This is a genomic window from Rhodococcus sp. NPDC060176 (genome assembly GCF_042728675.1).
GTDB lineage: Bacteria > Actinomycetota > Actinomycetes > Mycobacteriales > Mycobacteriaceae > Rhodococcus_F.
This window is the reverse complement of sequence record NZ_JBHWYS010000002.1, coordinates 896,119-922,245: the sequence shown is the minus strand read 5'-3', so window position 1 is coordinate 922,245 and position 26,127 is coordinate 896,119. Positions and strand designations below refer to the sequence as shown.

Below are 26,127 nucleotides of genomic sequence, written 5' to 3'. Positions count from 1 at the left end.
GGCACGTGTTCGTGCCCGGATGCCGACACGGGAATTAACCGGTCGAACAATCAAGCACAGTGGTGGCGGCGCTGCCGGTCGGCAGGCTTCTTCGCCGTAAGAAGAGCGGGTGCATTGAGCACTCAGCAAGAAATTTTGCGTTCTACGACGCTGGATGCCCGATTTCAGGCACCTAGTGATCGCAACTCTACCTTCCCAGAGCGTTCGACCTACAACCCGACCCATTCGGAGACGCCGTTCGCGAAGTGTTGCCGCTTCCAGATCGGTACCTCGTGCTTGATGCGCTCGACCAGTTCGGCGCACGCGGCAAACGCCTCCGCGCGGTGTGGCGCGGCGACGGCGGCGACCAGTGCGAGGTCTCCGATCTCGAGATGCCCGACGCGATGAATCGCGGCAACCGGTAGGCCGGTCGAGGCTGCAACTTCTTGGCAGCATGTCTGGAGGAAGCGTTCGGCATCCGGATGCGCTTGGTACTCCAACGCCGAAACCGCTTGGCCTCCATCGTGATTGCGCACCGTTCCCGTGAACACCACAACAGCACCGTTCTTCGGACCGGCCACGGCCGCGTCGACGGTGTCTGCATGGATCGGTTGCTCGGAGATCCGAGCCAGTAGCTCACTCATCGTGTGCTCCTCCGCCTGCGACCTGCGCGAGCAGGTGATCGATGATGGGTTCGAGGACGGCGAGACCGTCCTTCACTCCGCCGGGAGAACCCGGAAGATTGACGATGACCGTCGTACCTGTGAGACCTGCCACACCACGGCTCAGTGATGCGTGCGGGGTCTTCTCGAGGCCTTTGGTTCGGATCGCTTCTGCGACCCCGGGCAACTCACGGGTCAAGACCGAGCGGGTAGCTTCCGGGGTTGCATCCGTGGGGGAAGCGCCGGTGCCGCCGGTACTGATGACAAGCGACGGGGAGCCCTGCTTCGCGTCCGCTATGCCCGCCGCAATGTCTGCGTCGGCGTACACGAGCGGTCCACGCACCTCGAAGTCCCGCTCGCGGAGCCAGTCCGCGATCTTCGGTCCGGTGGTGTCGGGTCTGGTTCCGTTGGCGCCGCCAGTTGAAGCGACTAGCACGGTCGCGGACCTCGTCGAGGTGAAGACGTGCTCCGGAGTAGCCGGGGCGCCCTGAGCCTCGCGGGTCCAATGCCCGCGTTTACCACCGTCTTTGGTGAGCAGACGCACACCGTTCATGGTGGCGCCGGGATCGACTGCTTTGACCATGTCGTGCAAGGTCAGGCCGGCCACCGCGACGGCGGTGAGTGCTTCCATCTCGACGCCGGTCTGTCCGCGAGTCTTTGCCGTCGCTTCGACGGTGATCGAGGTTTCGGTGAATCCGAACTCCACCTTGACCGACGAAAGTGCGAGCTGATGACACAACGGAATCAGTTCGGACGTCTTCTTTGCGCCGGCGATTCCGGCGATGCGTGCGGTGGTGAGGACATCGGCCTTGGGCATGCCGTCGGCGCGGACGAGGCGGACCACCTCGGCGGTCGTGACAAGTTCACCGGCAGCGACGGCGATACGCGTCGTCTCGGCCTTGGCGCTGACGTCGACCATGCGTGCGCGGCCTTCGCTGTCGACGTGTGTCAATTCGGTCATGAGTGTCCTTTGAATCAGATCGAGTGAATCAAATCGAGGAAGTCGAGAGCGGGACGACGTCGACGAGATCGCCTGCGCCGAGTTCGGTCACGGCGGCGGGGATGTCGATCAGGACGTCGGCCCACGCCATGGCTGCAACGAGGTGCGATCCGGGTCCGGCAACGAGTTCGATACCGTCCGCAGTTCTGCGTGCCCGCAGGAACTGCCGTTTGCCGTCCACCGAACGCAGCGGTGCAGTCAACGGGAGTCGCTCGCGCGGGATCTCGGGCAGGCCCGCGGCCCGGCGCAGTTCGCCCCGTGCGAAGACCTCGAACGAGACCATCGTGCTGACCGGGTTGCCAGGGAAGCTCAGTACCGGCACTTCGTTCACCACGGCAGTGCCTTGCGGGCCGCCCGGTTGCATTGCGACGTGGCCGAATTGCGCCCCCAAGGGTGTGAGGGTCTCCTTCACCACTTCGAAGTCACCCATCGATACTCCGCCGGAAGTGAAAACCAGATCGGCGACCGAGGTTGCGTACGAGAGCAATTCGCGGAATTCAGCCGGATCGTCACTGCTTCGAGCGACGGAGACGACATCGGCACCGTTGGCTTCGGCCAATGTTGCCAAAGCTGCACCGTTGGAATCGTAAATCTCGCCGGGTTCGAGAGTTGTTCCGGCACTCTTGAGTTCGGCGCCCGTCGTGATGACGGCGACCCGTGGTCTCGTGTACGTGTCGAGTGAGGCCAACCCGACGGCGCTCAGCGCAGCGATATGGCGAGGTTCCAAGTGCGTTCCCGCCGTGACCAGTAGCATTCCGGCAGTGATGTCACTGCCGCGTTCGCGAACGAATTCGCCTACAGACCTGCCCCGTTCGATGGTGACCACGTGTTCGGTGACGCCCGTGGTGTCCTCGACGGGAACGACGGCGTCGGCACCCTCGGGGAGCGGCGCACCGGTCATGATGCGAAATGCCGATCCTGGAAGGTGTTTCGGTGGTTTTCCGCTTCCGGCGGCGATCACACCTCGAACCGTCAGCGTGGTGGGAACCGAGGCCACTGAGGCGGCGTCGACCGCATATCCGTCCATCTGAGAGTTACGAAAGAGCGGGAGGTCCACCGGAGATGCGATATCAGAGCAAGTTATGCGCCCCAACGCTTCTGCCGTCGGAACCTCCGACGGAGAGAGGGTGTGCAGGCCCGAGAGCAATTCGGAGATGTGCGACGCGTGTTCCTCGACCGAACGCGCGCTCATGACCGAACGCGCGCTCATGACAGTAACCTCGACAACCTCGACATGTTTTGATCCTAGGCGGTGTGGTCCGTCCGACACACGGAGTACGGCTTTCGGTCATACTGGAGCAATACGGAAGTTGGTGAAGTGATGACAGTGGTCTCGATGGGAATTCCCACCGTGCGGTTTGACGCCGCCGCCCTCACCGGCCGTCCCGAGACCGATCTCCTGGTCGACAGGTTCGGGCGTGTTGCCCGAGATCTGCGAGTGTCGATCACCGAGAAGTGTTCGCTTCGTTGTACGTATTGCATGCCGGAAGAAGGCCTACCGGCCATCGCCGCGGAAGATCTTCTGAGCGCTGACGAGATCATTCGAGTGGTCGGAATCGGCGTCGAACGAGCCGGTATTCGTGAAGTGAGGTTCACCGGCGGGGAACCACTGATGCGCAGCGACCTCGAAAAGATCATCGCCGGGTGCGCTACTCGCGTGCCGGGTATTCCACTTGCCATGACTACCAATGCCGTTGGGCTCGAACATCGGGCTGCGAAGTTGGCCGCAGCGGGTCTGACCCGCGTCAATGTTTCTCTGGATTCGGTTGATCGCGCCCATTTCGCAGAATTGACACGTAGAGACAGGCTGCCATCGGTTCTCGCGGGAATTCGAGCAGCTGCGGCGGCCGGACTCGCGCCACTGAAGATAAATGCGGTTCTCATGCGTGAAACGCTCCACGGAGCGGCGGACCTTTTGCAGTGGTGTCTCGATGCCGGCGTCGAATTGCGTTTCATCGAGCAAATGCCTCTGGATGCAGATCACGCATGGGCCCGCGAGAATATGGTGACCGCCGCTGAATTGTTGTCCGTATTGAGTGGTCGTTTCGAATTGGACGCAATAGGCCGCGAAGACCCGTCGGCTCCAGCTGAAGAATGGCGTGTCAATGGGACCTCGATGACGGTAGGAATCATCGCTTCCGTGACCCGTTCTTTCTGCAGTGATTGCGACCGGACCCGAATGACCGCCGAAGGGACAATTCGGTCATGTTTGTTCAGTGATCGCGAAGTCGATTTGCGTGCGGCGCTCAGGTCGGGAGCAAGTGATGACGAACTTGCGGATTTGTGGCGCGGTGCGATGTGGAACAAGTGGGCAGGGCACGGCATCGACGCCGCGGACTTCGTTCCGCCGGAAAGAAGTATGGGAGCGATTGGTGGCTGATTCGCATTCGATCTCGGTTCGATACTTTGCTGCTGCAGCGGATGTGTCCGGGTGTCGCAGCGAGGTAGTCGCTATCTCGCCCGACAACACACTTGCAGAGTTGGTGGCGGTGCTGGTCGGGCAATACGGGCCGGAGATGGAGCGAGTGCTGTCGGTCTCGGCGTTCCTCGTGGGTGACGAGTTGACTCGCGACGTCACTCGGCCCTCCGGTAGTGCTGTCGATATTCTTCCGCCTTTCGCGGGAGGATAGTCCGAGGATTGTCGGCGTAGCTATTTGTCGGCGGCAGATTTATTGTCGGATTTCAGCGGCCCGGTTCAAATGGGCTGATAGATATTACTGCACTTCACGTAGCGTTTATCCTCATGTTCTCTATTCTTGGTCAATTGTCCAGAATTGGTCGTTTTGTTTCAATTCTCCTACTTTTAGGGGAGTGATTGCACTTTTGTTTGCCGATACAAATTGTCATCTGTTCGGATGACAAAAGAAATTCCTCCGCTGTTGGTAATTGTCGACATGTGTTAATTTTGGCGCAATTCCAGTCGGGATATGCGAAAGGTATTTCAATGTCGATTAATTCCACGCGCCGTGTCGGAGTTGTCGTAGCGCTCCTCGGAGCAGCTGCACTCACCGCTCCGGCAATTGCTACTGCGCTTCCGTCCACCGGTTCGCTCGGCTCTTCTGCGCCGGAAGCCTCGTGCTCGACCCTGTCCACCGAAGCGACGCCGAACGGATGGGGCATCCCGTTCGCCGACGAGAAGGACCAGATCGCGTCGTACTCGGCCGAAAATGTCCTGGACAAGGACGGTTCACTGAAGCTCGCCGTCGACGGCGCCGGCGATCGTTCGGTTTCTTATCATTCGGCCGGCGGCATCAAGCTCTCCGACGCAGTCAGCAAGGCGATCGGCTTTGCCGAGCGCGCCGCCACGCCGACTGCAGCGTTCCAGCTCCGCCTCACCGGAACCACCGGCGGAAAGTTCGAGAACGGATTCACCACCCTGGTATGGGTCCCCGGACCCGACGCGACGCCGACGGCTGACGGCGGCGTTCACGCGGATCTTCAGAAGGGGGTGTGGTGGAGCACTCAGGACATCGACGGTGCCAAGAACCGCGTGTCAGTGCCTTTGGCAGACATCGTCGCGGCGAACCCGAAGGCAGTTGTCGATCACTACGGAGTCAGCGTGGGCACCGGATCCGCAGCCACTTCGACTCTGGTCGATGCGGTGCAGTTCAACGGATGCACCACCAACTTCGCGAAGAATGATCCGGCCTCGGGAACGGGTTCGCTGGGCAACATCTTCGGCAGCCTGTTCGGTAGCTAGTCGCTGGTAAGAGCTCTGGTAGGAGTTACTGCCACCAGTTATCCAGGGGGGTGACCGGCACCGTCCGCTTGTGACGAGTGTTGGTGAACATCTTCTCGAGCTTCTCGGCTACCTCGGAGGAAACGTCCTTTCCTTCGAGGTAGTCGTCTATCTGTGAGTACGTGACGCCCAGGGCAACTTCGTCGGGCAGCGCGGGCCGGTCGTCCTCGAGGTCGGCGGTCGGAACCTTGCGCCACGTGCTCTCCGGTGCGCCCAATTCCTGCAGCAATGCAGCGCCCTGGCGTTTGCTCAGACCGGTGAGCGGGGTGATGTCGACGCCGCCGTCGCCGAATTTCGTGAAGAAGCCGGTAATCGCTTCTGCGGCGTGGTCGGTACCGATCACCAGGTAGCCGAGCTGCCCGGCAATCGCATACTGAATGACCATGCGTTCGCGCGCTTTGATGTTGCCGCGGACGAAGTCGCGCAGTTCGCCGTTCCCCAACGCCTCGGAGGCCTCACGGGCTGTGGCGTCGGCGCCCGGCTTGACGTTGACCGTGAGCGAGCGGTCCGGCTTGATGAAGCCGAGTGCGATCTGCGCATCGGATTCGTCGGCTTGTGCGCCATAGGGGAGTCGAACGGCGACGAACTCGGCGTCGTGGCCTTCTTCGCGAAGCTCGGTGACGGCGCGTTGGGCGAGGGCCCCGGCGAGCGTGCTGTCCTGACCGCCGCTGATTCCCAGAACGAACCCTTTGGCGGGGGTCGAGCGCACGTAGTCCTTCAGGAACTGGACTCGCGCGCGAACCTCCGCCGCGGCGTCGATTGTCGGCTTTGTGCCGAGTTCTTCGATGATGCTTTCACGCAGTGTGGCCATGAATGGACTCTAGCGATGTGAGCAGTCGCGTGCAGTGCCACCGTATCCGGGGCGGTACGGTCGCGCACATGAGTGCGAACAACGTTCTGGTGGTCAGTGCGACGAAGTCGGAAGCGGCATACGTGCCGCAAGGATACGAACTGCTGATCACGGGGATTGGAAAGGTCAGTGCTGCAACAGCAGTCGCCTCTGCTCTCGCGCGGTACGAGCGGGAGAATCTGCCGCTGGTCGTCAACATCGGGACCGCCGGTGCGCTGCACGCGCACCACGGTGGCCTCTATGTTCCCGGGGTTGTCATCAATCACGACATCAGCAGCACCGCGATCCGAGCGCTGGGGCACGACGTCGCGGACCGTTTGGTGCTCGGCGGCGGTGACGACTCGGTGTTGGCGACCGGCGACGCATTCATCGCCGACACTGCGACCCGGGACGCTCTCGCTCAGCGAGCCGATCTGGTCGACATGGAGGGGTTTGCCATCGCATTCGCCGCGCAGGCTGCGGGTGCTAGCTGCCGACTCGTCAAACATGTCAGCGATCACGCGGACGACTCGGCCTTGGACTGGCCCGCGAAGATCGATGCCAGCGCCCGCGAATTGGGGCGCTGGCTGCTCGACAACGTCTGATCGAGCCTGCAGCGTCTGGTCAAGCCTGCGCAGTCAGTATCAATCCGGTGTTGTCGGGCTTGCGCAGCGTCAGCGTGTCGGCGTCGACGGTGTAGCTCACTTCACCGTCGAGTACCGCCAGGATCTGACGCTCGATGTCCATGTTCTCCTCGGGGCAGGCCATTCGCGTGGTTGCCATCGGCGTGAACGTGACTGTGGTGTCGGATATCTGGGCGCTGCCGGTCATGCGATTGCATCCAGTGGACCCGCTGACCGAACCGTCTGCGGCAATCGTGAGTTCGGGAGCTGACGTCTCCAGAGCCAGGCTCGTACTGATCGCATCGGGACTGATGAGCGACGTGACGGTCCACGTCGTGCCCTGGAGCGCTCGATCCGGCGTGACGATCTTCTTGTCCTGCAGGGTCACTGTGGCCTCGTCCGATGCCAGGGTGAGGGTGTCGCCGTCGAGGGTCCACGTCGGCGCGGAGGTCAGCAATGTTGTTGTCCAGGCGTCGGATTCGGCGATGCCGGGAGGGCAGCCCATCATGGTCGACGCCATGGTGCCGGTGGTCAGCTTGCCGTCGGTGAACTCGACCGAGCCGTTTGCCGTGTTGCATCCGGCGCTCGCGGACACTCGACCCGCTTGGCTGAAATCGAGAGTCAGCGGGCCGCCGCCGGGAATTTGTGTTCCGTCGACGGAGGTCGAGATGAAGACGCGGCCGGAGGGCTCCGTCTTGTCCTCGGGGGAGTCGGACGAAGCGGAGCAACCGCTTACCGCGGCGATGGTCAGGAGGCCGATGACGGCAGCTGCGATGCGCATGGGCTCACATTAAGTGGTGGGACGGATCTGGGGAGTCAACATCGAGTAACGCGCCGGGCAAGGTCTTCCCAGCCGGCGGCCAGGCGCTCGGTGGTCATCCCGAGATCGCGCACCTGATGAAGGACAAGCGACGCTTCGAGTGGTGCCAACAGCGCTGAAGCGAGCAGATCGAGGTCGCCCTCGACGCCGGCTCCTCGAAGAAGTCCGATGACGTGAGCGATGCCGAGTGCTCGGGCCGGACCGCCGAAGCGGTATTCAGGAGCGTTTTCCGCCGCTCGGAGGACTTCGCCCTGTACTTCCACCATGGCGATCCGGGCTCGTCCGAACGCGATGAGGCGCTCGATCGGCGGCGCGCCAGGACCCAACGGTGGGGGGCCGAACATGAATGCCTGCTGCAGTTCTCGCTCGGTGTGATCGAGCAGTGCCTGCATCAGTCCCGATCGATTGCCGAAGCGCCGAAAAACTGTGCCCTTGCCCACACCGGCCCGGCACGCGACGGCATCCATCGTGACCGCGTCGACACCTCGCTCGGCGACGAGGAGGGCTGCGGCGTCGAGCAGAAGTACGCGGTTACGTGCTGCGTCACCGCGCTCGACGGGTACGGCGCCGATCTGGGGGAGGGGGATTGCGCTCACAGGATCAGGTTACAGGGCCGGGGAATGTAAGTGGACCGCGGTCCGTTTAGTTGATATAACTTTCAACCGGAGCCACCAACCGCACCACTCTCGAAGGAATCTCGTTATGTCACAGACCAATGTTCTCGTTCTCGTCGGCAGCCTGCGCGCCGGATCCGTCAATCGCCAGCTTGCCGAGACGGCTGTGTCCGCCGCGCCCGAGGGTGCTGCGCTGACGGTCTTCGAAGGCCTCGCCGACGTTCCCTTCTACAACGAAGACATCGACGTCGAGGGCGCTTCCATCCCCGCTGTCGACGCGCTGCGCTCCGCTGCGAGCAACGCGGACGCGTTCCTGCTCGTCACCCCCGAGTACAACGGCACCATCCCCGCAGTGCTGAAGAACGCCATCGACTGGATCTCGCGTCCGTACGGCGTCGGCGCAGTCAAGGACAAGGCTGTCGCAGTCATCAGCGCTTCGCCCAGCGGCAACGGCGCCAAGTGGGCACACGAAGACACCACCAAGGCAGTCGGCATCGCCGGTGGCAAGGTCGTCGAGGACACCGCACTGAGCATCGGTGGAACCGGCGCACTGTTCGGCGAGCTGCACCCGCGTGAGAACGCAGAGGTGCTCGCTCAGGTCTCCAAGGTCGTCTCCGACCTCGTCGACGCCAGCAAGCAGCTCGTCAACGCTTGATCCGTTTCACAGCCGAGGGCCATGCCGAAAGGTGTGGCCCTCAGCTGTATGTGGACTAAAGCCCTTGTGTATTTAGAGCCCTTCGCGTTCCATCGCGTCGTCGACGGCGTCGCGCACCGACTCGAAATCCTTGCCCGCCATCATCGCTTCGCCCATCGCGGCATCTATCCGGTCGGCGACCGCGGCGTACCGGCGCTCCCAGTTCTCCTTGTCCTCTCGCCAATAGCCCATCACGTGCATGTGTGCTGCCGGAATGTTGATCGTTCGACGCAGATGGGTGCGGATGCGTCTGGCAGCCGCGGCCTCGACTGCGCACCAGATATAGCCGGTGCCGGGCGGTAGGGGATAGGCGGACAGTTCGGTGAGGAGAGGGCCCGCTGTGTCGAGCCATCGGTAGTGAGCGTCGGCGCGCGTGGTGAACGTCTGCTGTTCGCTCGGCGCGGGCACCTGTGCGATGACGTGGATCGGCAGACCGCCTGGGGCCTCTTCGAGAATTCGCCCGACTGCCGGCAGGGCGGCGTGATCGGCGACGAGTAGGAGCCAGTCGCACTCTTCGGGCGGCCTGAACCATCCGCTGGCAGTCGAGAGGTGGACGGTCTCGCCTGCTTGCGCATTCTCGGCCCAGAGAGCGGCTCCGCCATGGCCGTGGAGAACGAAGTCGATCTCCAGTTCGTTCGTCGACGGTTGCCAGCGCCGGACCGTGTAACTGCGGGCGTGAGGGGGATCGAGAGGGAATCTGACGAGCACCCGTTCGTCGGGGCTTCCGCTCGTCTCGAAGTCGCTCAGGCCGGTGCCGCCGAAGGTGATTCTGCGCATCAGCGGTGTCACCTGCTGCGTTCTCGTCACGGTTGCCTGGTGGCGCGGTGCTTCGTCCTTCGGGGGTGTTTCCACGACGCTCATGGTAGGTCCGCGGCGCGGCTCCGAGAGGCCGGCGAGCACCAAAAGAAAATGTGACGGGCGACACGCCGACGCGCCGGGAAGTGAGGGCGCTGAACTGGGGCGACCTGGGAATTCCAACGATGTGACTCACAACATCTCGCGTTATGTGTTTCTGCCGGCCACTAGGTGTAGTGTCTTGAGCACTGAGAGACCACAACGCGGAACGCCTCGAGCGAGACTCCGGCAATCGGTCGAATCGGTGCTGAACATCACTACATCGGCCTTTGTTGGCTAAGCGAAAGAGGGACTCTCATGAGCATCACCGTCTACACCAAGCCCGCTTGCGTTCAGTGCAATGCCACCTACCGCGCCCTCGACAAGGCCGGTCTCGAATACAACATCATCGACATCACCGAGGATGCCGAAGCCCGCGACTACGTCATGGCTCTCGGGTACCTCCAGGCGCCCATCGTGGTTGCCGGTGAAGATCACTGGTCGGGCTTCCGTCCCGATCGCATCAAGACCCTGACCGTCGCTGCTTGAAGCGCCGCAGTGTCGGCGGTGGACACCTCCGCCGACACATCTGAGTAGTTCCGGGCACCGTACAAGAAAATGGTGACAACCGATGACTTCGCTGGTCTATTTTTCCAGCGTGTCGGAGAACACCCACCGATTCGTTCAACGTCTCGGCCTGCCTGCGACACGTATACCCATCCATGACCGTGACGGCTCATTTCGCGTAGACGAGCCCTATGTGCTGATTCTGCCCACCTATGGTGGCGGAGCCACCGTGACAGGGCGCGACACCAGTTATGTGCCGAAGCCGGTCATTCGTTTTTTGAACAATCCACACAACAGGTCGTTGATCAGAGCAGTGATCGCGGCGGGAAACACCAATTTCGGTGAGTCCTTTTGCTATGCAGGAAACATCATTTCCCAGAAATGCCACGTTCCTTTTCTGTACCGGTTCGAACTCATGGGCACTGCCGAGGACGTAGACCGAGTACGAGAAGGCTTGGGGGAGTTCTGGAATCATCTCGAAACAGAGAAGGAGCACGGGCAGTGGCGCCAACCATCACTGACACGATCGCGGCAGGAAGCGTAGAGCGTGATGCACGCGGCGGTGATTCCACCAACGGTCTCGACTACCACGCACTCAACGCCATGCTCAACCTGTACGGCGCGAACGGTGAGATCCAGTTCGAGATGGATGTCGCTGCAGCCCGTCAGTACTTCTTGCAGCACGTCAACCAGAACACCGTGTTCTTCCACAACCTCGACGAGAAGCTCGACTACCTCGTAGAGGAAAACTATTACGAGCCAGAGGTTCTCGATCAGTACTCACGTACTTTCGTGAAGTTCCTGATCGATCACGCGTATGCCAAGAAGTTCCGCTTCCCGACGTTCCTGGGTGCGTTCAAGTACTACACCTCCTACACGCTCAAAACCTTCGACGGTAAGCGCTACCTCGAGCGTTTCGAAGATCGTGTCTGCATGGTTGCGCTCACGCTGGCCGCAGGCAACGAAGACCTGGCCGTCGAACTCGTCGACGAGATCATCGCCGGACGCTTCCAGCCCGCCACCCCGACGTTCCTGAACTCGGGTAAGAAGCAGCGCGGCGAGCCCGTGTCCTGCTTCCTGCTTCGCATCGAAGACAACATGGAGTCCATCGGTCGCTCCATCAACTCGGCACTGCAGCTTTCCAAGCGCGGTGGCGGTGTTGCCTTGCTGCTCACCAACGTTCGTGAGCACGGCGCGCCGATCAAGAAGATCGAGAACCAGAGTTCGGGTGTCATCCCGATCATGAAGCTTCTCGAGGACTCGTTCTCCTATGCCAACCAGTTGGGTGCGCGTCAGGGCGCCGGAGCTGTGTACCTGCACGCGCACCACCCCGACATCTACCGATTCCTCGACACCAAGCGTGAGAACGCCGACGAGAAGATCCGTATCAAGACGCTCTCTCTGGGCGTCGTGATCCCGGATATCACTTTCGAACTGGCGAAGAAGAACGAGGACATGTACCTGTTCTCGCCGTACGACGTCGAGCGCATCTACGGTGTTCCGTTCTCCGACATCAACGTCTCCGAGAAGTACTACGAGATGGTCGACGACAAGCGAATTCGCAAGTCCAAGATCAAGGCTCGTGAGTTCTTCCAGACCGTCGCCGAATTGCAGTTCGAGTCGGGCTACCCGTACATCATGTTCGAGGACACGGTGAACCGGGCCAACCCGATCGAAGGCAAGATCACGCACTCGAACCTGTGCTCGGAGATCCTGCAGGTTTCGACGCCGTCGCTGTTCAACGACGATCTTTCCTACTCGAAGGTCGGCAAGGACATCTCCTGCAACCTGGGTTCGCTGAACATCGCGAAGACCATGGATTCGCCCGACTTCGCCAAGACCATCGAGGTCTCGATCCGCGGTTTGACGGCAGTGTCCGACCAGACGCACATCTACTCGGTGCCGTCGATCGAGCAGGGCAACAACGACTCTCACGCCATCGGCCTCGGTCAGATGAACCTGCACGGATACCTCGCTCGTGAGCGGATCTTCTACGGCAGCGAAGAAGGCATCGACTTCACGAACATCTACTTCTACACCGTGCTCTTCCATGCGTTGCGTGCGTCGAACAAGATCGCCATCGAGCGCGGCTCGTACTTCAAGGGTTTCCCGGAGTCGAAGTACGCCTCGGGTGAATTCTTCGACAAGTACACCGACCAGGTCTGGGAGCCGGCAACCGACAAGGTCCGCGGACTCTTCGCCGATGCGCAGCTGCACATCCCCACCCAGGACGACTGGCGTGAGCTGAAGGCTTCGGTCCAGAAGCACGGTATCTACAACCAGAACCTTCAGGCCGTCCCGCCGACCGGCTCGATCTCGTACATCAACTACTCCACCAGCTCCATCCACCCGGTGGCATCGAAGATCGAGATCCGCAAGGAAGGCAAGATCGGTCGCGTCTACTACCCGGCGCCCTACCTGACCAACGACAACCTGGAGTACTACCAGGATGCCTACGAAATCGGGTACGAGAAGATCGTCGACACCTATGCTGCCGCAACGCAACATGTCGACCAGGGCTTGTCCCTGACGCTGTTCTTCAAGGACACCGCCACCACGCGTGACATCAACAAGGCGCAGATCTACGCGTGGCGTAAGGGCATCAAGACGCTCTACTACATCCGTCTGCGTCAGATGGCACTCGAAGGTACCGAGGTCGAGGGCTGCGTTTCCTGCATGTTGTAAGGGCTTCGCCCCCCCGTGCGCCTTTTTGGTAGTGACTGCTACCGAAAAGGCGCACAGGGGTATCAGGCCGGCGGACGGCCGGGGCCGTGCATCTTGCCGGCATTCTTCGGCATACGACCGTGTTCGGTGAGTGCGCGCCGAAGGAGAAACTCGATCTGGGCGTTGGTACTTCGGAGGTCGTCGGCCGCCCACCGGGCGAGCGCGTCGTGCACCGCAGGATCCAACCGAAGCAGGATCTTCTTACGCTCGGATCTCGGAGCTGGATCCGTGGCCATGTGGCCTTTCCTTTACTGGTAGAGCGAACCGGTGTTCAGCACCGGTTGTGCGTCGCGGTCGCCGCACAGCACGACCAGAAGGTTACTGATCATCGTGGCCTTGCGTTCCTCGTCGAGTTCGACGACGTGCTTTTCCTCGAGCTGCTTGAGTGCCATGTCGACCATGGACACCGCACCTTCGACGATTTGCTTGCGGGCGGCGATCACAGCACCCGCTTGCTGGCGCCGAAGCATCGCGCTGGCGATCTCCGGTGCATACGAGAGCCTGTTGATCCGTGTCTCGATCACTTCGACACCTGCCGCCCGCACGCGGGCGTGAACCTCCTCCGACAAGGTGGTTGTGATGATATCGGCGTTCTCGCGCAACGAAACTCGGCCTTCGGCGTCGTACGGATAGCTGCCGGCGATATGGCGGACGGCCGCCTCGGTCTGCACCGAGACGAACTCCTCGTAGTCGTCCACCTGGAACGACGCGAGCGCAGTGTCGGCGACTTGCCAGACGACCACCGCCGAGATCTCGATGGGATTGCCGTCGGCGTCATTCACTTTCGCCTGACCGGTCTCGTGGTTTCGGATACGCGTGGAGATCGATCGACGGACGGTCAGCGGGTTCGTCCATCGCAGTCCCGGCGTGCGCAGGGTGCCGCTGTACGAGCTACCCAGGAGTTGAAGGACTCTGGCTTGATTCGGTTGCACCAACGTCAGGCCCATCAGCAGGGGGAGTGACGCGATGAACAGCACCACTCCGACCGGAATCAGGGCGAAGAGTCCCAGAACTCCGCCAACGACGGACAGTGCGATTCCGGCCAGGAACAAAAGGACGCCGCCGAGAAGCATCCACCCGCCGGACAGGTCCCAGCCTGGGCGTTCGGCGATCGTGGTGGTGGCGACACCGGTCGGTTTCTCGGCCACGGTAGGGGTGCTGGTCATGCGAGACTCGCTTTCCATCGGTAAGTGATATTTAATTGATATCACATTTTTGATCCTTGTGGAGGGGCGCGTGCGACACATGTTGTTGTGTTGGCATCGCGGACCCGACACAACGGGTAGTGTTCAGGCAAGCCAACATTCGGCAGTATCTCTCTCGCTAGGTAGGAATTATGGTCAAGCTGGTCAGTCGCGTTTCCGCCATCAACTGGAACCGCGTCCAGGACGAGAAGGACGCCGAGGTGTGGGATCGCCTCGTCAGCAATTTCTGGCTGCCCGAAAAGGTGCCGGTCTCCAACGACATCCCGTCCTGGGGAACGCTGACCGCGCAGGAGCAGCAGCTCACGATGCGTGTCTTCACGGGTCTGACATTGCTCGACACCATTCAGGGGACCGTCGGCGCAGTCAGTCTCATCCCCGACGCAATCACTCCCCACGAAGAAGCGGTCTACACCAACATCGCCTTCATGGAATCGGTGCACGCCAAGAGCTACAGCTCGATCTTCTCGACGCTGTGCTCCACGCCGGACATCGACGACGCGTTCCGCTGGTCGGAGGAGAACCCCAACCTGCAGCGCAAGGCGCAGATCGTTCTCGACTACTACAACGGCGAGTCGCCGCTCAAGCGCAAGGTCGCCTCGACGCTCCTCGAGAGCTTCCTCTTCTACTCCGGCTTCTACCTGCCGATGTACTGGTCCTCGCGCGCCAAGCTCACCAACACCGCTGACCTCATCCGCCTCATCATCCGTGACGAGGCCGTCCACGGGTACTACATCGGCTACAAGTACCAGAAGGGCCTCGAACAGCTCACCGAGGCCGAGCGCGAAGAGCTCAAGAACTACACGTTCGAGTTGCTCTTCGAGCTCTACGAGAACGAGGTCGACTACACGCAGGACCTCTACGACGGCGTCGGTCTGACCGAGGACGTCAAGAAGTTCCTGCGCTACAACGCCAACAAGGCACTCAACAACCTCGGCTACGAAGGCCTCTTCCCGAAGGATGAGACGGACGTCAATCCGGCTATCCTGTCGGCACTTTCACCGAATGCGGACGAGAATCACGACTTCTTCTCGGGCTCGGGTAGCTCCTACGTCATCGGCAAGGCCGTCAACACCGAAGACGACGACTGGGATTTCTAGAGCGACCCGCTCGGGATTTCTAGAGCGACCAATACACCGAAGCCCGATTCCTGCACACGCAGGAATCGGGCTTCGGTCGTCCATGGGGGAGTGGACTAGCGCAGAAACCACGCTTCCGGCTTGTCCTGCAACGCTTTTTCGAGGCGTAGTCGCGAGGTGTCGGTCATGTCCGAGGGCAATTCGCCCGGCGCGAACCATGCGACCTCGAGGTTCTCGTCGTCCGCCACATGCGCTTCTCCGCCGGTCCACTTGGCCAGGAAGCACACGTCCAAGTACTGAGTCACGTCGCCGTTGGGGTACGTAATGGGTTCTGTGACATCGACACTCGTGATCCGAACCAATTCGGCGTCGACTCCGGTTTCTTCCTTCGCCTCCCGCACCGCCGCCGACGACGGTTCCTCGCCGGGCTCGAGAACACCGGACACGACGGCCCATTGACCGTTGTCGGCTCGGCGGGTGAGCAGGACCCGACCGTCGTCGTCGCGAATCACGACGCTCACTCCGGACAGCCAGAGCGGCGCATGACCGACCTTCTCGCGCAGGGCGACAATGAATTCCGGGATCGGCATGATCAGAATCCGAACATCACGGTTGCGGCGAGCTGTCTCGAATGTGGGAGTCGTGTTTCGTTCCGGTCAGCTCGCATATCCGTTCAAGGTTCCCTTCAAATCCGCCAATACGGCATGGGCGGCAGTCATCCCGTTTCCGTTCCAGATTTCGTCTTCCGCCACGAACACACGCCGATCGGAGGCGGCGGCGAGGTCCTGCCACTGATCGCTTTTCATGACCTCGGTGCCGTAGGTACGGCCGTTCGACCCGTCGAAGAGGACGTAGATCAAGTCGCCGTCGGCTGCGCTGAGATCGTCGGCCGGAATCGGTGCAGTGGTCGCATCGGTCAATCGCTGAGCCGGTGGGCGCCGGACGCCGACGTCGCTGAGGATCTGTCCGGCGAAGGATGCGGGACCCTCGATCTGCAGGTCCTTCGAACCGAACCGAACCACTGATGCCTGCGTCTGTGGTGCATTCAATGCGTCGCCGAGCTGCACGACGTCCTGCTGGTATCGATCGAGCTCCGTCGCAGCCGCGGACGAACGGCCAAGTGCCTGACCGGCGAGGGCGAACTGCGCTTTCCAGTACACGGGATCCGAGCCGGCGAACGCGGTGGGGGCAATGGCGTCGAGTTGCCCGTACAAACCGTCGGACGCCGGACTCGACCCGAGGATCAAGTCCGGCGCGGCGGCCTTCACGGCGTTGACGTCAGGTGCGCTCACGGGGCCGACACTCGGAATCTCCGAGATACCGAAACCCAGGTACGACGGTTGAGGCGAGTCGACACCGGTCGCAGCGCCCACTACCCGCTCCCACAGACCGAGGGCGCACACGGCGTCCATCGAGACGCTGTCGAGGACCACGATCCGTTGGGGATCGGAAGGAACCTCGGTTTCACCCGCAGTGTGTACGACTCGACGCTTCACCTCGGGGCCCGCTCCCGGGTCGGCTTGCGTCGGCGTCGGGCACGCGGTGGCGGTGTCGCGTTCGATGCCCATCACGCCGGCACCCGCGATCGACGTGGTGGTCCGGACGATGGTGCTCGCGGGATCGTCCGACGAGTCGGACGAGCAACCACCGAGGACGAGCATCGTGGCGGCGATCCCCAGGATCGAGACACGACGAATGGACGTGTGGGCAGTCGTGCGTGAGAGAACAGTCGTGCGTGAGAGAACAGACAAGTCGACGGCTTCCTGTGTGAGCGGGCGCCGTTCAGGTTAGCTGCTCGACTCAGCTGTTCTGCTTGTCCACCTCGAACGTGTCCGAGAGGTCGTCGAGGATCATGTGCGCGCCCTGGACGCTGACCGGCGACATCCACCGTGAATCGTCCACGTCCACCTTGCGTCCCCGAAGGGTCTGCCACAGCGGGCTCTCGAGGAACGGCTTCGCAGCTTCGGCGCTCTTGCCCTCGGCGTCCTGCCAGGTGCTGATGAAGATGACGTCCGCGTCGGCCTCGTTGATCAGCTCGGGGCTGATCTTCATCATGATGTTGCCGGCATCGGCGGGGTCGGGCCCCTGGTTGTCCGGACGCTTCAGCCCGGCATCCTGAAGAACGATGCCGCTGAACGAGGTGGTGCGGTAGAGGCGTGCGGTCGGTTCACCGGCGAACCGGACCACCGAAATGACCGGGTTGTCGGCCTTCTCGTTGATCTCCTTGCCGACGGCAGCCGCGCGTGTTTCATACTCGGTGATCTTCGACTCGGCCGAAGACTCCTTGCCGAGGGCTTCACCGACCAGGCGAATGTTGTCCTTCCACGTCGGACCGGTCGTCTGGGTGAAGACGGTGGGCGCGATCGCGGACAGCTGTTCGTAGTTCTTCCCGTCGCGGACCTCGGCGGAGATGATGAGGTCCGGCTGCAGTGCGGCGATCTTCTCGAGGCTTGCGCTGCTGACCGTGCCGACCGAGACGGCGTCCGCGGCGAATTCCTCCCGGGAGGATCCGAGGTAGTCGGGCAGACCGGGCTCGCGGTAGTCGACATAGCCGACGAGCGGGGATTCGAGGAGAAGGACGGCGTCGGTGAAGCTGTTGTCGAGCGCGACGATCCGCTGGGGCGCAGCCGGGATTTCGGTGCTTCCGCGGAAATGTTCGACGGTGCGGGGGAATTCACCCGACTCGGTCGAGGTGGTGGTTGCAGCCGGTTCGTCGTTGCGCGAGCAGGCCGGAACGACCAAGGCGATCGAGGCTGCGACCGCTACCAGCGCGGCACGGCGGGGAAAGAATTTCACTGATTGACTCCTGAGATGAGTTAGGCGAGGGTGACCTTATCAGTGGAGGAGTTGGCCGAAAACGGACACTGGCCGAAATCTTCGACGGGTGCGACACGCCGATTCGGAAGTGGGTTCGGACTCCCCAGGGAACATAAACCGCAGGTCGTTCGTTCGGTGCCGTGAAAAACGGATGCTCGAGTACGACGCAGAGTAGGACCGGGTCGCGGTGCCTCGGAGTCACGGTCTACGATTCGATGAGCGCAAGCCAGAAGCCGTTGTCCGCAGCCCGGGCGACGGACCCTGCGGGCGCAACCAAGGGCTCCTTGACGGAGTCTGCGGAGCGACCAAAGGCACATTCAGGAGGATCAGTGACTGCCGTAGCGCCCCAGCCAGTCCCCACGATAGCGCCGGCCAGGCCTTACCCGCCGCGGCAGGGACCCAAGGGCTCATTCATTTTCAAGATGATCACGACCACCGATCCCAAGGTGCTCGGAATCATGTACTTGGCGACTTCCATCGCCTTCTTCCTCATCGGTGGCCTCATGGCACTGATGATGCGTGCCGAACTTGCTGTACCCGGCATGCAGTTCCTTTCCAACGAACAGTTCAACCAGCTGTTCACCATGCACGGCACGATCATGCTGCTGCTGTACGCGACCCCGATCGTCTTCGGCTTCGCGAACTACATTCTTCCGCTCCAGATCGGTGCACCCGACGTCGCGTTCCCGCGTCTGAACGCGTTCAGCTACTGGCTGTACCTGTTCGGCGCGATCATCACAACGGCCGGATTCGTCACGCCCGGTGGCGCAGCAGACTTCGGTTGGACGGCATACACGCCGCTCACCAGCGCGCTGCACAGCCCCGGCGTCGGCGCCGACCTGTGGGTCTTGGGTCTGGCTGTCGCCGGCCTCGGCACCATCCTCGGTGGCGTCAACATGGTCACCACCGTGATCTGCCTGCGCGCACCCGGTATGACCATGTTCCGCATGCCGATCTTCACCTGGAACATCTTCATCACCAGCATCCTGATCCTGCTGGCGTTCCCGCTGCTGACCGCTGCATTCATGGGCCTGTTCGTCGACCGCCATCTCGGTGGACACATCTTCGACCCGGCAACGGGTGGTGTGCTCCTGTGGCAGCACCTGTTCTGGTTCTTCGGTCACCCCGAGGTGTACATCATCGCGCTGCCGTTCTTCGGCATCGTGTCCGAGATCTTCCCGGTCTTCAGCCGTAAGCCGATCTTCGGCTACAGCGGCCTGGTGTACGCAACGCTGGCCATCGCCGCTCTGTCGATCGCGGTGTGGGCTCACCACATGTACGCAACCGGCGCTGTTCTCCTGCCGTACTTCTCGTTCATGACGTTCCTGATCGCCGTGCCGACAGGTGTGAAGATCTTCAACTGGATCGGAACGATGTGGAAGGGGCAATTGACCTTCGAATCGCCGATGCTGTTCTCGATCGGCTTCCTGATCACCTTCCTCTTCGGTGGTCTGTCGGGTGTCATCCTCGCGAGCCCGCCGCTCGATTTCCACGTCACGGACAGCTACTTCGTCGTCGCCCACTTCCACTACGTGGTCTTCGGCACGGTCGTGTTCGCCACCTACGCCGGTATCTACTTCTGGTTCCCGAAGATGACCGGTCGCATGATGGACGAGCGCCTCGGCAAGTGGCACTTCTGGACCACGTTCGTCGGCTTCCACGGCACGTTCCTCGTGCAGCACTGGCTCGGTGCCGAAGGCATGCCGCGCCGTTACGCCGACTACCTGCCCTCGGACGGATTCACGGTTCTTAACTCGGTGTCCACCATCTTCGCCTTCGTGCTCGGTGCCTCGACGCTGCCGTTCATCTGGAACGTCTTCAAGAGTTACCGCTACGGCGAAGTTGTCACCGTCGACGATCCGTGGGGCTACGGAAACTCGCTGGAGTGGGCAACCACCTGCCCGCCGCCGCGTCACAACTTCACCGAGTTGCCGCGCATCCGCAGCGAGCGTCCGGCGTTCGAGTTGCACTACCCGCACATGGTCGAGCGGATGCGCGCGGAAGCGCACGTCGGCCCCGGCCACGGTGGGAAGAACGCCAGCACCGTGCTCGAAGATGCTCGTCACGAGCCGCTGACAGTCGGGGACGAAGGCGACCCCGGCACCGACAGCCGCTCCTGAGCGAAGTAACACACTGAAGTAATCAGCGAAGGCCCCGCCCGAGTAACGGGTGGGGCCTTTCGCTTGGCACAATAGTGACGATAAAGACGCGAACGAAGAAACGATCGGAGTTTTCGGTGGGTGCCTCTGACACCACTGTTCTGGTGACTGTGACCGGGCCGGACCGCCCTGGCGTCACCTCGGTATTGTTCGCGGCGCTGTCGCGGCACGATGTGCGTCTACTCGACGTGGAGCAGGTGGTGATTCGAGGTCGACTGACACTCGGAGTCATGGTGGCCTGCCCGAACGATCCCGAAGCGCTTCAGGAAGAACTCGAACAGGCGATGGCGACGGTCGGAATGAACGTCGACATCGAAATCGGTGCCGATCCCGGACGGCCCGCGGTGTCCACCCACGCGGTAGTTGTTCTCGGCAGCCCGGTCAATGCTCGCGCTATGCGATCGGTTGCGCGCGAACTCGCGAAGCAGGGCGCCAACATCGATTCCATCCGTGGTGTCGCCGATTATCCCGTCACCGGTCTCGAACTCAGCGTCAGTGCCGCGGATACTGTCGACGGCGACGCGAAGTTGCGCACCGGACTCGCCGAGGTTGCTGCACTCGAAAACGTCGACATCGCGGTCGAGCGCGCAGGTCTCGCTCGCCGGGCCAAGCGTCTGATCGTGTTCGACGTGGATTCGACGCTCGTCCAGGGCGAGGTCATCGAGATGCTGGCCGCGAAGGCCGGCGTCGAGGACGAGGTCCGCGCAGTCACCGAAGCTGCAATGCGCGGCGAGATCGACTTCACCGAATCACTGCACCAGCGGGTGGCTACACTCGCCGGCCTCGACGCCTCCGTCATCGACGAGGTGGCAGAGAGCATCGAACTGACGCCGGGTGCTCGCACCACCATTCGCACCCTGCGTCGTCTCGGATTCCACTGCGGTGTCGTGTCCGGAGGCTTCCGGCAGGTCATCGAAGGCCTCGCACACGAACTCGAACTGGACTTCGTACACGCCAACACCCTCGAGATCGTCGACGGCAAGCTGACCGGTCGTGTGATCGGTGAGATCGTCGACCGGGCTGCGAAGGCCGTGGCGCTGCGCAAGTTCGCCGATCAGGTCGGTGTGCCGATGGAACAGACCGTGGCCGTCGGTGACGGTGCCAACGACATCGACATGCTCAACGCTGCGGGCCTGGGTGTGGCGTTCAACGCCAAGCCTGCACTGCGCGAGGTAGCGGACGCGGCTCTGTCGCATCCCTTCCTCGATGCTGTGCTGTTCATTCTCGGTGTGACTCGCGACGAGGTCGAGGCGGCAGACGCAGTCGACGGTGGCGTACGACGCGTACCGATTCCATGAGTTCCGATCCAGCAGCCACCTCCGATCCAGCAGTCACCTCCGATCCAGCTGTGAGTTCAGATCCAACTGTGATGTCCGGCCCCGATTCTCGGTGGCGCCAGCGTCACGCGGTGCTGGCTGCTGGGTACGGTGGGCAAGACGATCCTGCGGATCCGGCGCTGGTGCTGGCGATGCCGATCATTCTCCACATTCCGAAGGCAGACCCGCCGAAACGCACTGCACTCCTCGAGGCTGCGGCAACCGCGGCAGTTGCGCTGTGCCTGGACGAACGCGTCGGGTTCACCGAAGACGGGGAACCCGGCCCGTGGCACGAGGACTATTCGGCGTGGGTGGGTGCCCGGATCCGGAAGGTCTCTCGTCGAGCGCGAGGTGCTCAGTGGCTTGCCGCACAGGAGGTACCGGGCATCACCGTCGACGTGGATGGTGCCCAGGCGCGGGCTTTGGTTCCCAGGCCGGTCGGAGAACTGGACCCCCGAATCAAGAAGTTGCAGATCGGTGGCACCGATCTCGAGCACGACGAACCCGGACCGCCCGAGCCTGGACTGCCGGTGCTGTGGATCGACGCGGCGCTCGAGATGACGGTAGGCAAGGCGTCGGCTCAGGTCGGCCATGCCTCGATGTTGTTGGCAGCGGCCATGTCCGAGGAACAATGCTGGACCTGGGCGCAGAACGACTTTCGCTGCTCGGTCCGCGACGCAAGTCCGAAACAGTGGGCCGAGGCAGTAGATCGATTGAAGAAGTCGGAGGCCGTCGCGGTTCGTGATGCAGGGTTCACGGAAGTCGCACCGGGTTCCATGACAGTCATCGCGGTTCCGTAAGACTCAACCGACCAGTCCAGTATCGGCAACTTGGCTATGGATGAACAGTCCAGTGGCCTTCAGGATGGTCGAGTGTTGATACGGAGATTTGCCTCGCTGTTCGTCGGTCTGTGGTTGTACGGGTTCTCGATGGCCATGATGATCACAGCGGGGCTCGGCCTCGATCCGTGGGATGTGTTCCATCAGGGTGTTGCCGAGCACGTTTCGCTCAGCTTCGGCGTGATCACTGCAATCACCGGTGCGGTGGTACTGCTGCTCTGGATTCCGATCCGTCAGCGCCCAGGATTCGGCACGGTCGCCAATGTCGTGGTGATTGCCATATCGGTGGATACTTCACTGGCCTTCTTGCCGGTCTTCGATTCCATGCCAGTTCGCGCGGCCATCATGGTCGGGGGAATTCTCCTCAACGGACTGGCCAGCGTTCTCTACATCGGCGCCGGCATGGGGCCGGGTCCTCGCGACGGATTGATGACCGGATTGGTTGCTCGCACCGGCCTGTCGGTCAGGCTCGTGCGTACCAGCATCGAAATCGCGGTCCTCGCTACCGGATGGCTTCTCGGTGGAACCGTTGGTGTCGGAACCGTGTTGTACGCTTTCGGAATCGGACCGACCATTCAATTCCTGATCAAGGTGCTGCCGGATTCCATGACAGCAGCGGTGACCGGCGGACGTGAAACCGAACGTAAGGCCAAGACCGTGGGTCCGGTCAACGAAATTTCGGTGCCGACGGAAACTTCCGCGGTCGAGGCAGGCTCTCCGGTGGGTGAAGCCGAATCGAACGAGGCAGTCAAGGTGCCGTCGAACCATTCCGGAGTGCCGACGGTGACTTGAGTCGGTCCGCCGGAATGCAGGATCAGGAGCCAACTGTCGTCACCGAGTGGGCGCCCGGTCCGAGTGTGAGACCGAACGTCGGCTCCGTCGATCCAGGCCTGCAGCGTTCGGTGAGCCTCGTCGTACCATGCGGTGTCGTCGAACTCGATGCCGGCAGCGTCGAACCAGACGAGGTCCGGGTGCTCCAGTCTTCGTCTGCCTTCGAAGAATTCGGGCTGACGCAACGCCGGTGCCGCTCGGCGTAGTCCGAGAGCTCGGGAGACGAATCGCACCAACGACTGATCGGCCGCCGTCCAGTCCAGGGCCCACGAATCGGCTGGGGAGGCAAGTGTGGGAACACAATACGCGTTGTTGTTTCCGCCGAGACTGTGGCCGAACTCGTCTCCGGCGGTGAGCATCGGTGTGCCTGTCGACAGCACGAGCGTGGCCAGTAGCGCCCGTACATGACGTGCCCTGGCGTCCTGAATCTCAGGATCGGTGCTCGGGCCTTCGATTCCGTGGTTGAACGAATCGTTGTGATCGGCGCCGTCACGATTGTCTTCACCGTTGGCTTCGTTGTGCTTGTGGTTGTACGCGACCAGATCGGCGGCGCTGAACCCGTCGTGCGCTGTGACGAAGTTGATCGACGCCCAGGGGCGACGGCCGCTGCCGGCAAAGATGTCCTCGGAACCGGCGAGGCGCGACGCGACCTTCCGGACGCTGGAGCCGCCGTTCCAGAACTGGCGAATGGTGCTGCGGTACTTGTCGTTCCATTCCGACCATTGGAGTCCGAAGTTTCCGACCTGGTAACCGTCGGCAGTGGCATCCCACGGTTCGGCGATGAGCTTGCACCGGGTCAGTACCGGATCGGAGGAGATGGCCGACAAGATGGACGCCCGCTGGTCGAAGCCGCCGCCGCGCGGCCTACCCAACGCGCTCGCGAGATCGAATCGGAAGCCGTCGACACCCATTTCGGTGGTCCAGTAGCGGAGGCTGTCGGTGATCATGCGGACGGCGATGGGGGAGCAGGCGTCGACCGTGTTGCCGCACCCGGTCAGGTCGATGTCGCGGCCGTCGCCGTCGAGAAGGTAGTAGCCCGGGCCGTCCAAACCTCGCCAGCTGACGCTGATTCCGTCGACACTCTGCTCGCAGGTGTGGTTGTAGACGACGTCGAGGATGACCTCGATGCCTGCCGCGTGTAGTGCGTCGACCATGATCCGGAACTCGGTGACTTCGCCGCCCGGAGTTGCCGCGTATCCGGGATGCGGGGCGAAGTACGACGCCGTCGAGTATCCCCAGTGGTTGCGCATCCCTCGCTCGCGGACGCTCTGTTCGGTCAGAAACGCCTGTACGGGAAGCAGTTCCACGGCGGTGACGCCGAGTGAGACGAGGTGATCGATCACGGCCGGTGCCGTCAGGCCGAGGTACGTTCCGCGGTGGGCGGCGGGTACTCCTGGATGACTGGCGGTGTACGCGCCCACATGCAGTTCGTAGATCACGCTTTCCTCCCACGGCGTCTCGAGGCGGGCTCCGGCGGGCACGAGGCCGGGCGTCACCACGGACAGTGGCACGTGGCCGAGCGAGTCGAGCGTCGACGGGTCGCCGAAGGGATCGTCGGCGTACGACAGCAGGGCACGGTGATCACCGAGTTCCCCCTCGATGCGGCGCGCCCACGGATCGACGAGCAGCTTGTGTGGATTCAGTCTCAGCCCGGCGCGCGGATTCCACGGACCGCTCGCCCGAATTCCGTATCGCTGCCCCGCACCGACCCCGGCGATGATTCCGTGCCAGATTCCGTACGTGTGTTGCCGAAGTTCGACGCGATCTTCGTTTCCGGCCTGGTCGATCAGGCAGATGTGGACGCTCGACGCGGCCGGGGCGTGGACCGCGAACTGGGTTCCGGAGTCCACGATGTGGGCGCCGAGGGGGAACGGAGACCCGGGCGTCGGGGTGTGAGTTTCGATGAGAGGCGACACGCAAGATGATCCTGCCGTGAACGGCCGGAGAATGTGCGGGAAGATGTTCGGGTGCCGCTACCTGATCCAGATCTGCTCATCGATTTCGACAACGTACTCATCCGCCGGGGAGGGTCCACTCTCGTGGGTCCCGTCACCTGGAAAGTGGAGCTCGACGAGCGATGGGTGGTGCTCGGACCCAACGGCGCCGGCAAGACTTCGCTGTTGCGCATCGCGGCCGGCGAGACCTTCCCGACCAGTGGTTCCGCCCACCTCCTCGGTGAAGTTCTCGGCAAGGTCGACGTCAACGAGTTGCGCCCACGAATCGGTTTGTCTTCGTCGTCGTTGGCGAACCGCGTTCCCGGCGACGAGAAGGTCAGCGACCTCGTCGTGTCGGCGGGCTACGCCGTTCTCGGTCGGTGGCGCGAGGAGTACGAATCCATGGACACCTCGCGTGCTGTCGAGATGCTCGAAAGCCTCGGCGCCGAGCACCTGGCGGATCGTACGTACGGGACGCTTTCCGAAGGCGAGCGCAAGCGCGTCCTCATCGCGCGAGCCCTGATGACCGATCCCGAACTTCTTCTTCTGGACGAGCCCGCCGCCGGGCTCGACCTCGGTGGCCGTGAGGAACTTGTGGCCAGACTCGCCGAACTGGCTGCCGATCCGGACGCCCCGGCAACCGTTCTGATCACCCATCACGTCGAGGAAATCCCGCCGGGATTCACTCACGCACTCCTTCTCAAGGAAGGTGAGGTCGTCTCCCAGGGGCTTCTGGACGACGTCATCACCGCCGAAAATCTGAGCGCGGCATTCAGCCAGTCCATCAGCCTCGACAAGGCGGACGGCCGATACTTCGCACGCCGTGCGAGGCCGTCCGGAGCTCATCGCGCGTGAGCTTCAGTGG

The 26,127-nt window shown here is 62.3% G+C and carries 26 protein-coding genes and 1 pseudogene; 14 read left to right on the top strand and 13 right to left on the bottom strand.

Annotation, left to right across the window (positions count from 1 at the left end; translation table 11 throughout):
- Window positions 1-209 precede the first annotated feature (209 nt).
- Genes ACFWEM_RS12675 through glp form a run of 3 tightly spaced genes read right to left on the bottom strand, consistent with a single transcriptional unit; the run spans window position 210 to window position 2,833 of the window.
- Window positions 210-623 (bottom strand): molybdenum cofactor biosynthesis protein MoaE, encoded by a 414-nt coding sequence (locus tag ACFWEM_RS12675; protein ID WP_007731311.1) that lies wholly within the window; start codon window positions 621-623, stop codon window positions 210-212.
- A complete protein-coding gene (moaCB, locus tag ACFWEM_RS12670; RefSeq protein ID WP_378533906.1) occupies window positions 616-1,602 on the bottom strand; it encodes a bifunctional molybdenum cofactor biosynthesis protein MoaC/MoaB in 987 nt (328 codons plus the stop codon). The genes ACFWEM_RS12675 and moaCB overlap by 8 nt, the downstream gene beginning before the upstream one ends.
- Before the next feature lie 28 nt (window positions 1,603-1,630).
- Window positions 1,631-2,833: a gephyrin-like molybdotransferase Glp gene (gene glp, locus ACFWEM_RS12665; RefSeq protein WP_378534560.1), complete on the bottom strand. Its 1,203-nt coding sequence runs from the start codon at window positions 2,831-2,833 to the stop codon at window positions 1,631-1,633.
- Window positions 2,834-2,962: 129 nt separating this feature from the next.
- Between glp and moaA the strand changes: the two genes are divergently transcribed.
- From moaA to ACFWEM_RS12650, 3 genes are all read left to right on the top strand, one after another.
- Window positions 2,963-4,021, top strand: coding sequence for a GTP 3',8-cyclase MoaA (gene moaA / locus ACFWEM_RS12660; protein ID WP_378534558.1), 1,059 nt, complete (start codon window positions 2,963-2,965; stop codon window positions 4,019-4,021).
- Window positions 4,014-4,271, top strand: a complete 258-nt coding sequence (locus ACFWEM_RS12655) for a MoaD/ThiS family protein (protein ID WP_317555389.1) — start codon at window positions 4,014-4,016, stop codon at window positions 4,269-4,271. The genes moaA and ACFWEM_RS12655 overlap by 8 nt, the downstream gene beginning before the upstream one ends.
- A 314-nt stretch (window positions 4,272-4,585) precedes the next feature.
- Window positions 4,586-5,341 carry a hypothetical protein gene (locus ACFWEM_RS12650; protein ID WP_378533904.1) on the top strand — a complete coding sequence of 252 codons (756 nt, stop codon included), beginning with the start codon at window positions 4,586-4,588 and terminating at the stop codon, window positions 5,339-5,341.
- Between the two features lie 25 nt (window positions 5,342-5,366).
- Here ACFWEM_RS12650 and nadE read toward each other — a convergent pair whose 3' ends face one another.
- Window positions 5,367-6,191 (bottom strand): ammonia-dependent NAD(+) synthetase, encoded by an 825-nt coding sequence (gene nadE / locus ACFWEM_RS12645; protein ID WP_378533900.1) that lies wholly within the window; start codon window positions 6,189-6,191, stop codon window positions 5,367-5,369.
- 68 nt (window positions 6,192-6,259) lie between these two features.
- Here nadE and ACFWEM_RS12640 point away from each other — a divergent pair, with 68 nt between their 5' ends.
- Window positions 6,260-6,814, top strand: coding sequence for a nucleosidase (locus ACFWEM_RS12640; RefSeq protein ID WP_378533898.1), 555 nt, complete (start codon window positions 6,260-6,262; stop codon window positions 6,812-6,814).
- Between the two features lie 19 nt (window positions 6,815-6,833).
- On the opposite strand, the gene ACFWEM_RS12635 is transcribed toward ACFWEM_RS12640, so the two are convergent.
- Together ACFWEM_RS12635 and ACFWEM_RS12630 are read right to left on the bottom strand one after the other, a co-directional pair.
- Window positions 6,834-7,613, bottom strand: a complete 780-nt coding sequence (locus tag ACFWEM_RS12635; protein WP_378533896.1) for an META domain-containing protein — start codon at window positions 7,611-7,613, stop codon at window positions 6,834-6,836.
- Window positions 7,614-7,648: 35 nt separating this feature from the next.
- Window positions 7,649-8,248: a TetR/AcrR family transcriptional regulator gene (locus ACFWEM_RS12630; protein ID WP_019747883.1), complete on the bottom strand. Its 600-nt coding sequence runs from the start codon at window positions 8,246-8,248 to the stop codon at window positions 7,649-7,651.
- 106 nt (window positions 8,249-8,354) lie between these two features.
- Here ACFWEM_RS12630 and ACFWEM_RS12625 point away from each other — a divergent pair, with 106 nt between their 5' ends.
- On the top strand, window positions 8,355-8,921 hold the full coding sequence (locus ACFWEM_RS12625) for an NAD(P)H-dependent oxidoreductase (RefSeq protein ID WP_283303672.1): 567 nt from the start codon (window positions 8,355-8,357) through the stop codon (window positions 8,919-8,921).
- Between the two features lie 72 nt (window positions 8,922-8,993).
- Here ACFWEM_RS12625 and ACFWEM_RS12620 read toward each other — a convergent pair whose 3' ends face one another.
- Window positions 8,994-9,821 (bottom strand): siderophore-interacting protein, encoded by an 828-nt coding sequence (locus tag ACFWEM_RS12620; protein ID WP_378533894.1) that lies wholly within the window; start codon window positions 9,819-9,821, stop codon window positions 8,994-8,996.
- A 291-nt stretch (window positions 9,822-10,112) separates the two neighbouring features.
- Between ACFWEM_RS12620 and nrdH the strand changes: the two genes are divergently transcribed.
- The 3 genes from nrdH (at window position 10,113) to nrdE (ending at window position 13,046) form a co-directional block, all read left to right on the top strand.
- On the top strand, window positions 10,113-10,343 hold the full coding sequence (nrdH, locus tag ACFWEM_RS12615) for a glutaredoxin-like protein NrdH (protein ID WP_019747886.1): 231 nt from the start codon (window positions 10,113-10,115) through the stop codon (window positions 10,341-10,343).
- 82 nt (window positions 10,344-10,425) lie between these two features.
- The gene (gene nrdI, locus ACFWEM_RS12610; protein ID WP_230812772.1) at window positions 10,426-10,905 is read left to right on the top strand and encodes a class Ib ribonucleoside-diphosphate reductase assembly flavoprotein NrdI; all 480 of its coding nucleotides are present in this window, start codon (window positions 10,426-10,428) and stop codon (window positions 10,903-10,905) included.
- Window positions 10,863-13,046, top strand: coding sequence for a class 1b ribonucleoside-diphosphate reductase subunit alpha (nrdE, locus tag ACFWEM_RS12605; protein ID WP_378449137.1), 2,184 nt, complete (start codon window positions 10,863-10,865; stop codon window positions 13,044-13,046). Before nrdI ends, nrdE begins: the two co-directional genes overlap by 43 nt.
- Before the next feature lie 62 nt (window positions 13,047-13,108).
- Here the strand turns inward: nrdE and ACFWEM_RS12600 are convergent, their stop codons facing one another.
- A complete protein-coding gene (locus ACFWEM_RS12600) occupies window positions 13,109-13,321 on the bottom strand; it encodes a hypothetical protein (RefSeq protein ID WP_003944723.1) in 213 nt (70 codons plus the stop codon).
- Window positions 13,322-13,333: 12 nt separating this feature from the next.
- On the bottom strand, window positions 13,334-14,251 hold the full coding sequence (locus ACFWEM_RS12595; RefSeq protein ID WP_378533891.1) for an SPFH domain-containing protein: 918 nt from the start codon (window positions 14,249-14,251) through the stop codon (window positions 13,334-13,336).
- 170 nt (window positions 14,252-14,421) lie between these two features.
- Here ACFWEM_RS12595 and nrdF point away from each other — a divergent pair, with 170 nt between their 5' ends.
- Window positions 14,422-15,387, top strand: coding sequence for a class 1b ribonucleoside-diphosphate reductase subunit beta (gene nrdF / locus ACFWEM_RS12590; protein WP_003944744.1), 966 nt, complete (start codon window positions 14,422-14,424; stop codon window positions 15,385-15,387).
- A 95-nt stretch (window positions 15,388-15,482) separates the two neighbouring features.
- Here the strand turns inward: nrdF and ACFWEM_RS12585 are convergent, their stop codons facing one another.
- From ACFWEM_RS12585 to ACFWEM_RS12575, 3 genes are all read right to left on the bottom strand, one after another.
- Window positions 15,483-15,956 (bottom strand): NUDIX domain-containing protein, encoded by a 474-nt coding sequence (locus ACFWEM_RS12585; protein WP_378533889.1) that lies wholly within the window; start codon window positions 15,954-15,956, stop codon window positions 15,483-15,485.
- A 66-nt stretch (window positions 15,957-16,022) separates the two neighbouring features.
- Window positions 16,023-17,117, bottom strand: coding sequence for an iron-siderophore ABC transporter substrate-binding protein (locus ACFWEM_RS12580; protein WP_378533887.1), 1,095 nt, complete (start codon window positions 17,115-17,117; stop codon window positions 16,023-16,025).
- A 49-nt stretch (window positions 17,118-17,166) separates the two neighbouring features.
- On the bottom strand, window positions 17,167-18,162 hold the full coding sequence (locus ACFWEM_RS12575) for an ABC transporter substrate-binding protein (RefSeq protein ID WP_378533885.1): 996 nt from the start codon (window positions 18,160-18,162) through the stop codon (window positions 17,167-17,169).
- A gap of 350 nt (window positions 18,163-18,512) precedes the next feature.
- Here ACFWEM_RS12575 and ctaD point away from each other — a divergent pair, with 350 nt between their 5' ends.
- The 4 genes from ctaD (at window position 18,513) to ACFWEM_RS12555 (ending at window position 23,289) form a co-directional block, all read left to right on the top strand.
- Window positions 18,513-20,303 (top strand): cytochrome c oxidase subunit I, encoded by a 1,791-nt coding sequence (ctaD, locus tag ACFWEM_RS12570; RefSeq protein WP_020907234.1) that lies wholly within the window; start codon window positions 18,513-18,515, stop codon window positions 20,301-20,303.
- Window positions 20,304-20,419: 116 nt separating this feature from the next.
- Window positions 20,420-21,640 carry a phosphoserine phosphatase SerB gene (gene serB / locus ACFWEM_RS12565; protein ID WP_020969288.1) on the top strand — a complete coding sequence of 407 codons (1,221 nt, stop codon included), beginning with the start codon at window positions 20,420-20,422 and terminating at the stop codon, window positions 21,638-21,640.
- A 71-nt stretch (window positions 21,641-21,711) separates the two neighbouring features.
- Entirely contained in the window at window positions 21,712-22,458 is a 747-nt protein-coding gene (locus tag ACFWEM_RS12560) for a peptidyl-tRNA hydrolase (protein WP_378534555.1), read from the top strand.
- A 36-nt stretch (window positions 22,459-22,494) separates the two neighbouring features.
- Window positions 22,495-23,289, top strand: coding sequence for a YitT family protein (locus tag ACFWEM_RS12555; RefSeq protein WP_378533883.1), 795 nt, complete (start codon window positions 22,495-22,497; stop codon window positions 23,287-23,289).
- Here ACFWEM_RS12555 and glgX read toward each other — a convergent pair.
- Window positions 23,202-25,244 (bottom strand): annotated as a pseudogene (gene glgX / locus ACFWEM_RS12550) (glycogen debranching protein GlgX); the annotation flags it as partial. The gene ACFWEM_RS12555 and the pseudogene glgX overlap by 88 nt on opposite strands.
- 51 nt (window positions 25,245-25,295) lie before the next feature.
- Between glgX and ACFWEM_RS12545 the strand changes: the two are divergent.
- Entirely contained in the window at window positions 25,296-26,117 is an 822-nt protein-coding gene (locus ACFWEM_RS12545) for an ABC transporter ATP-binding protein (protein WP_003944728.1), read from the top strand.
- Window positions 26,118-26,127 lie beyond the last annotated feature (10 nt).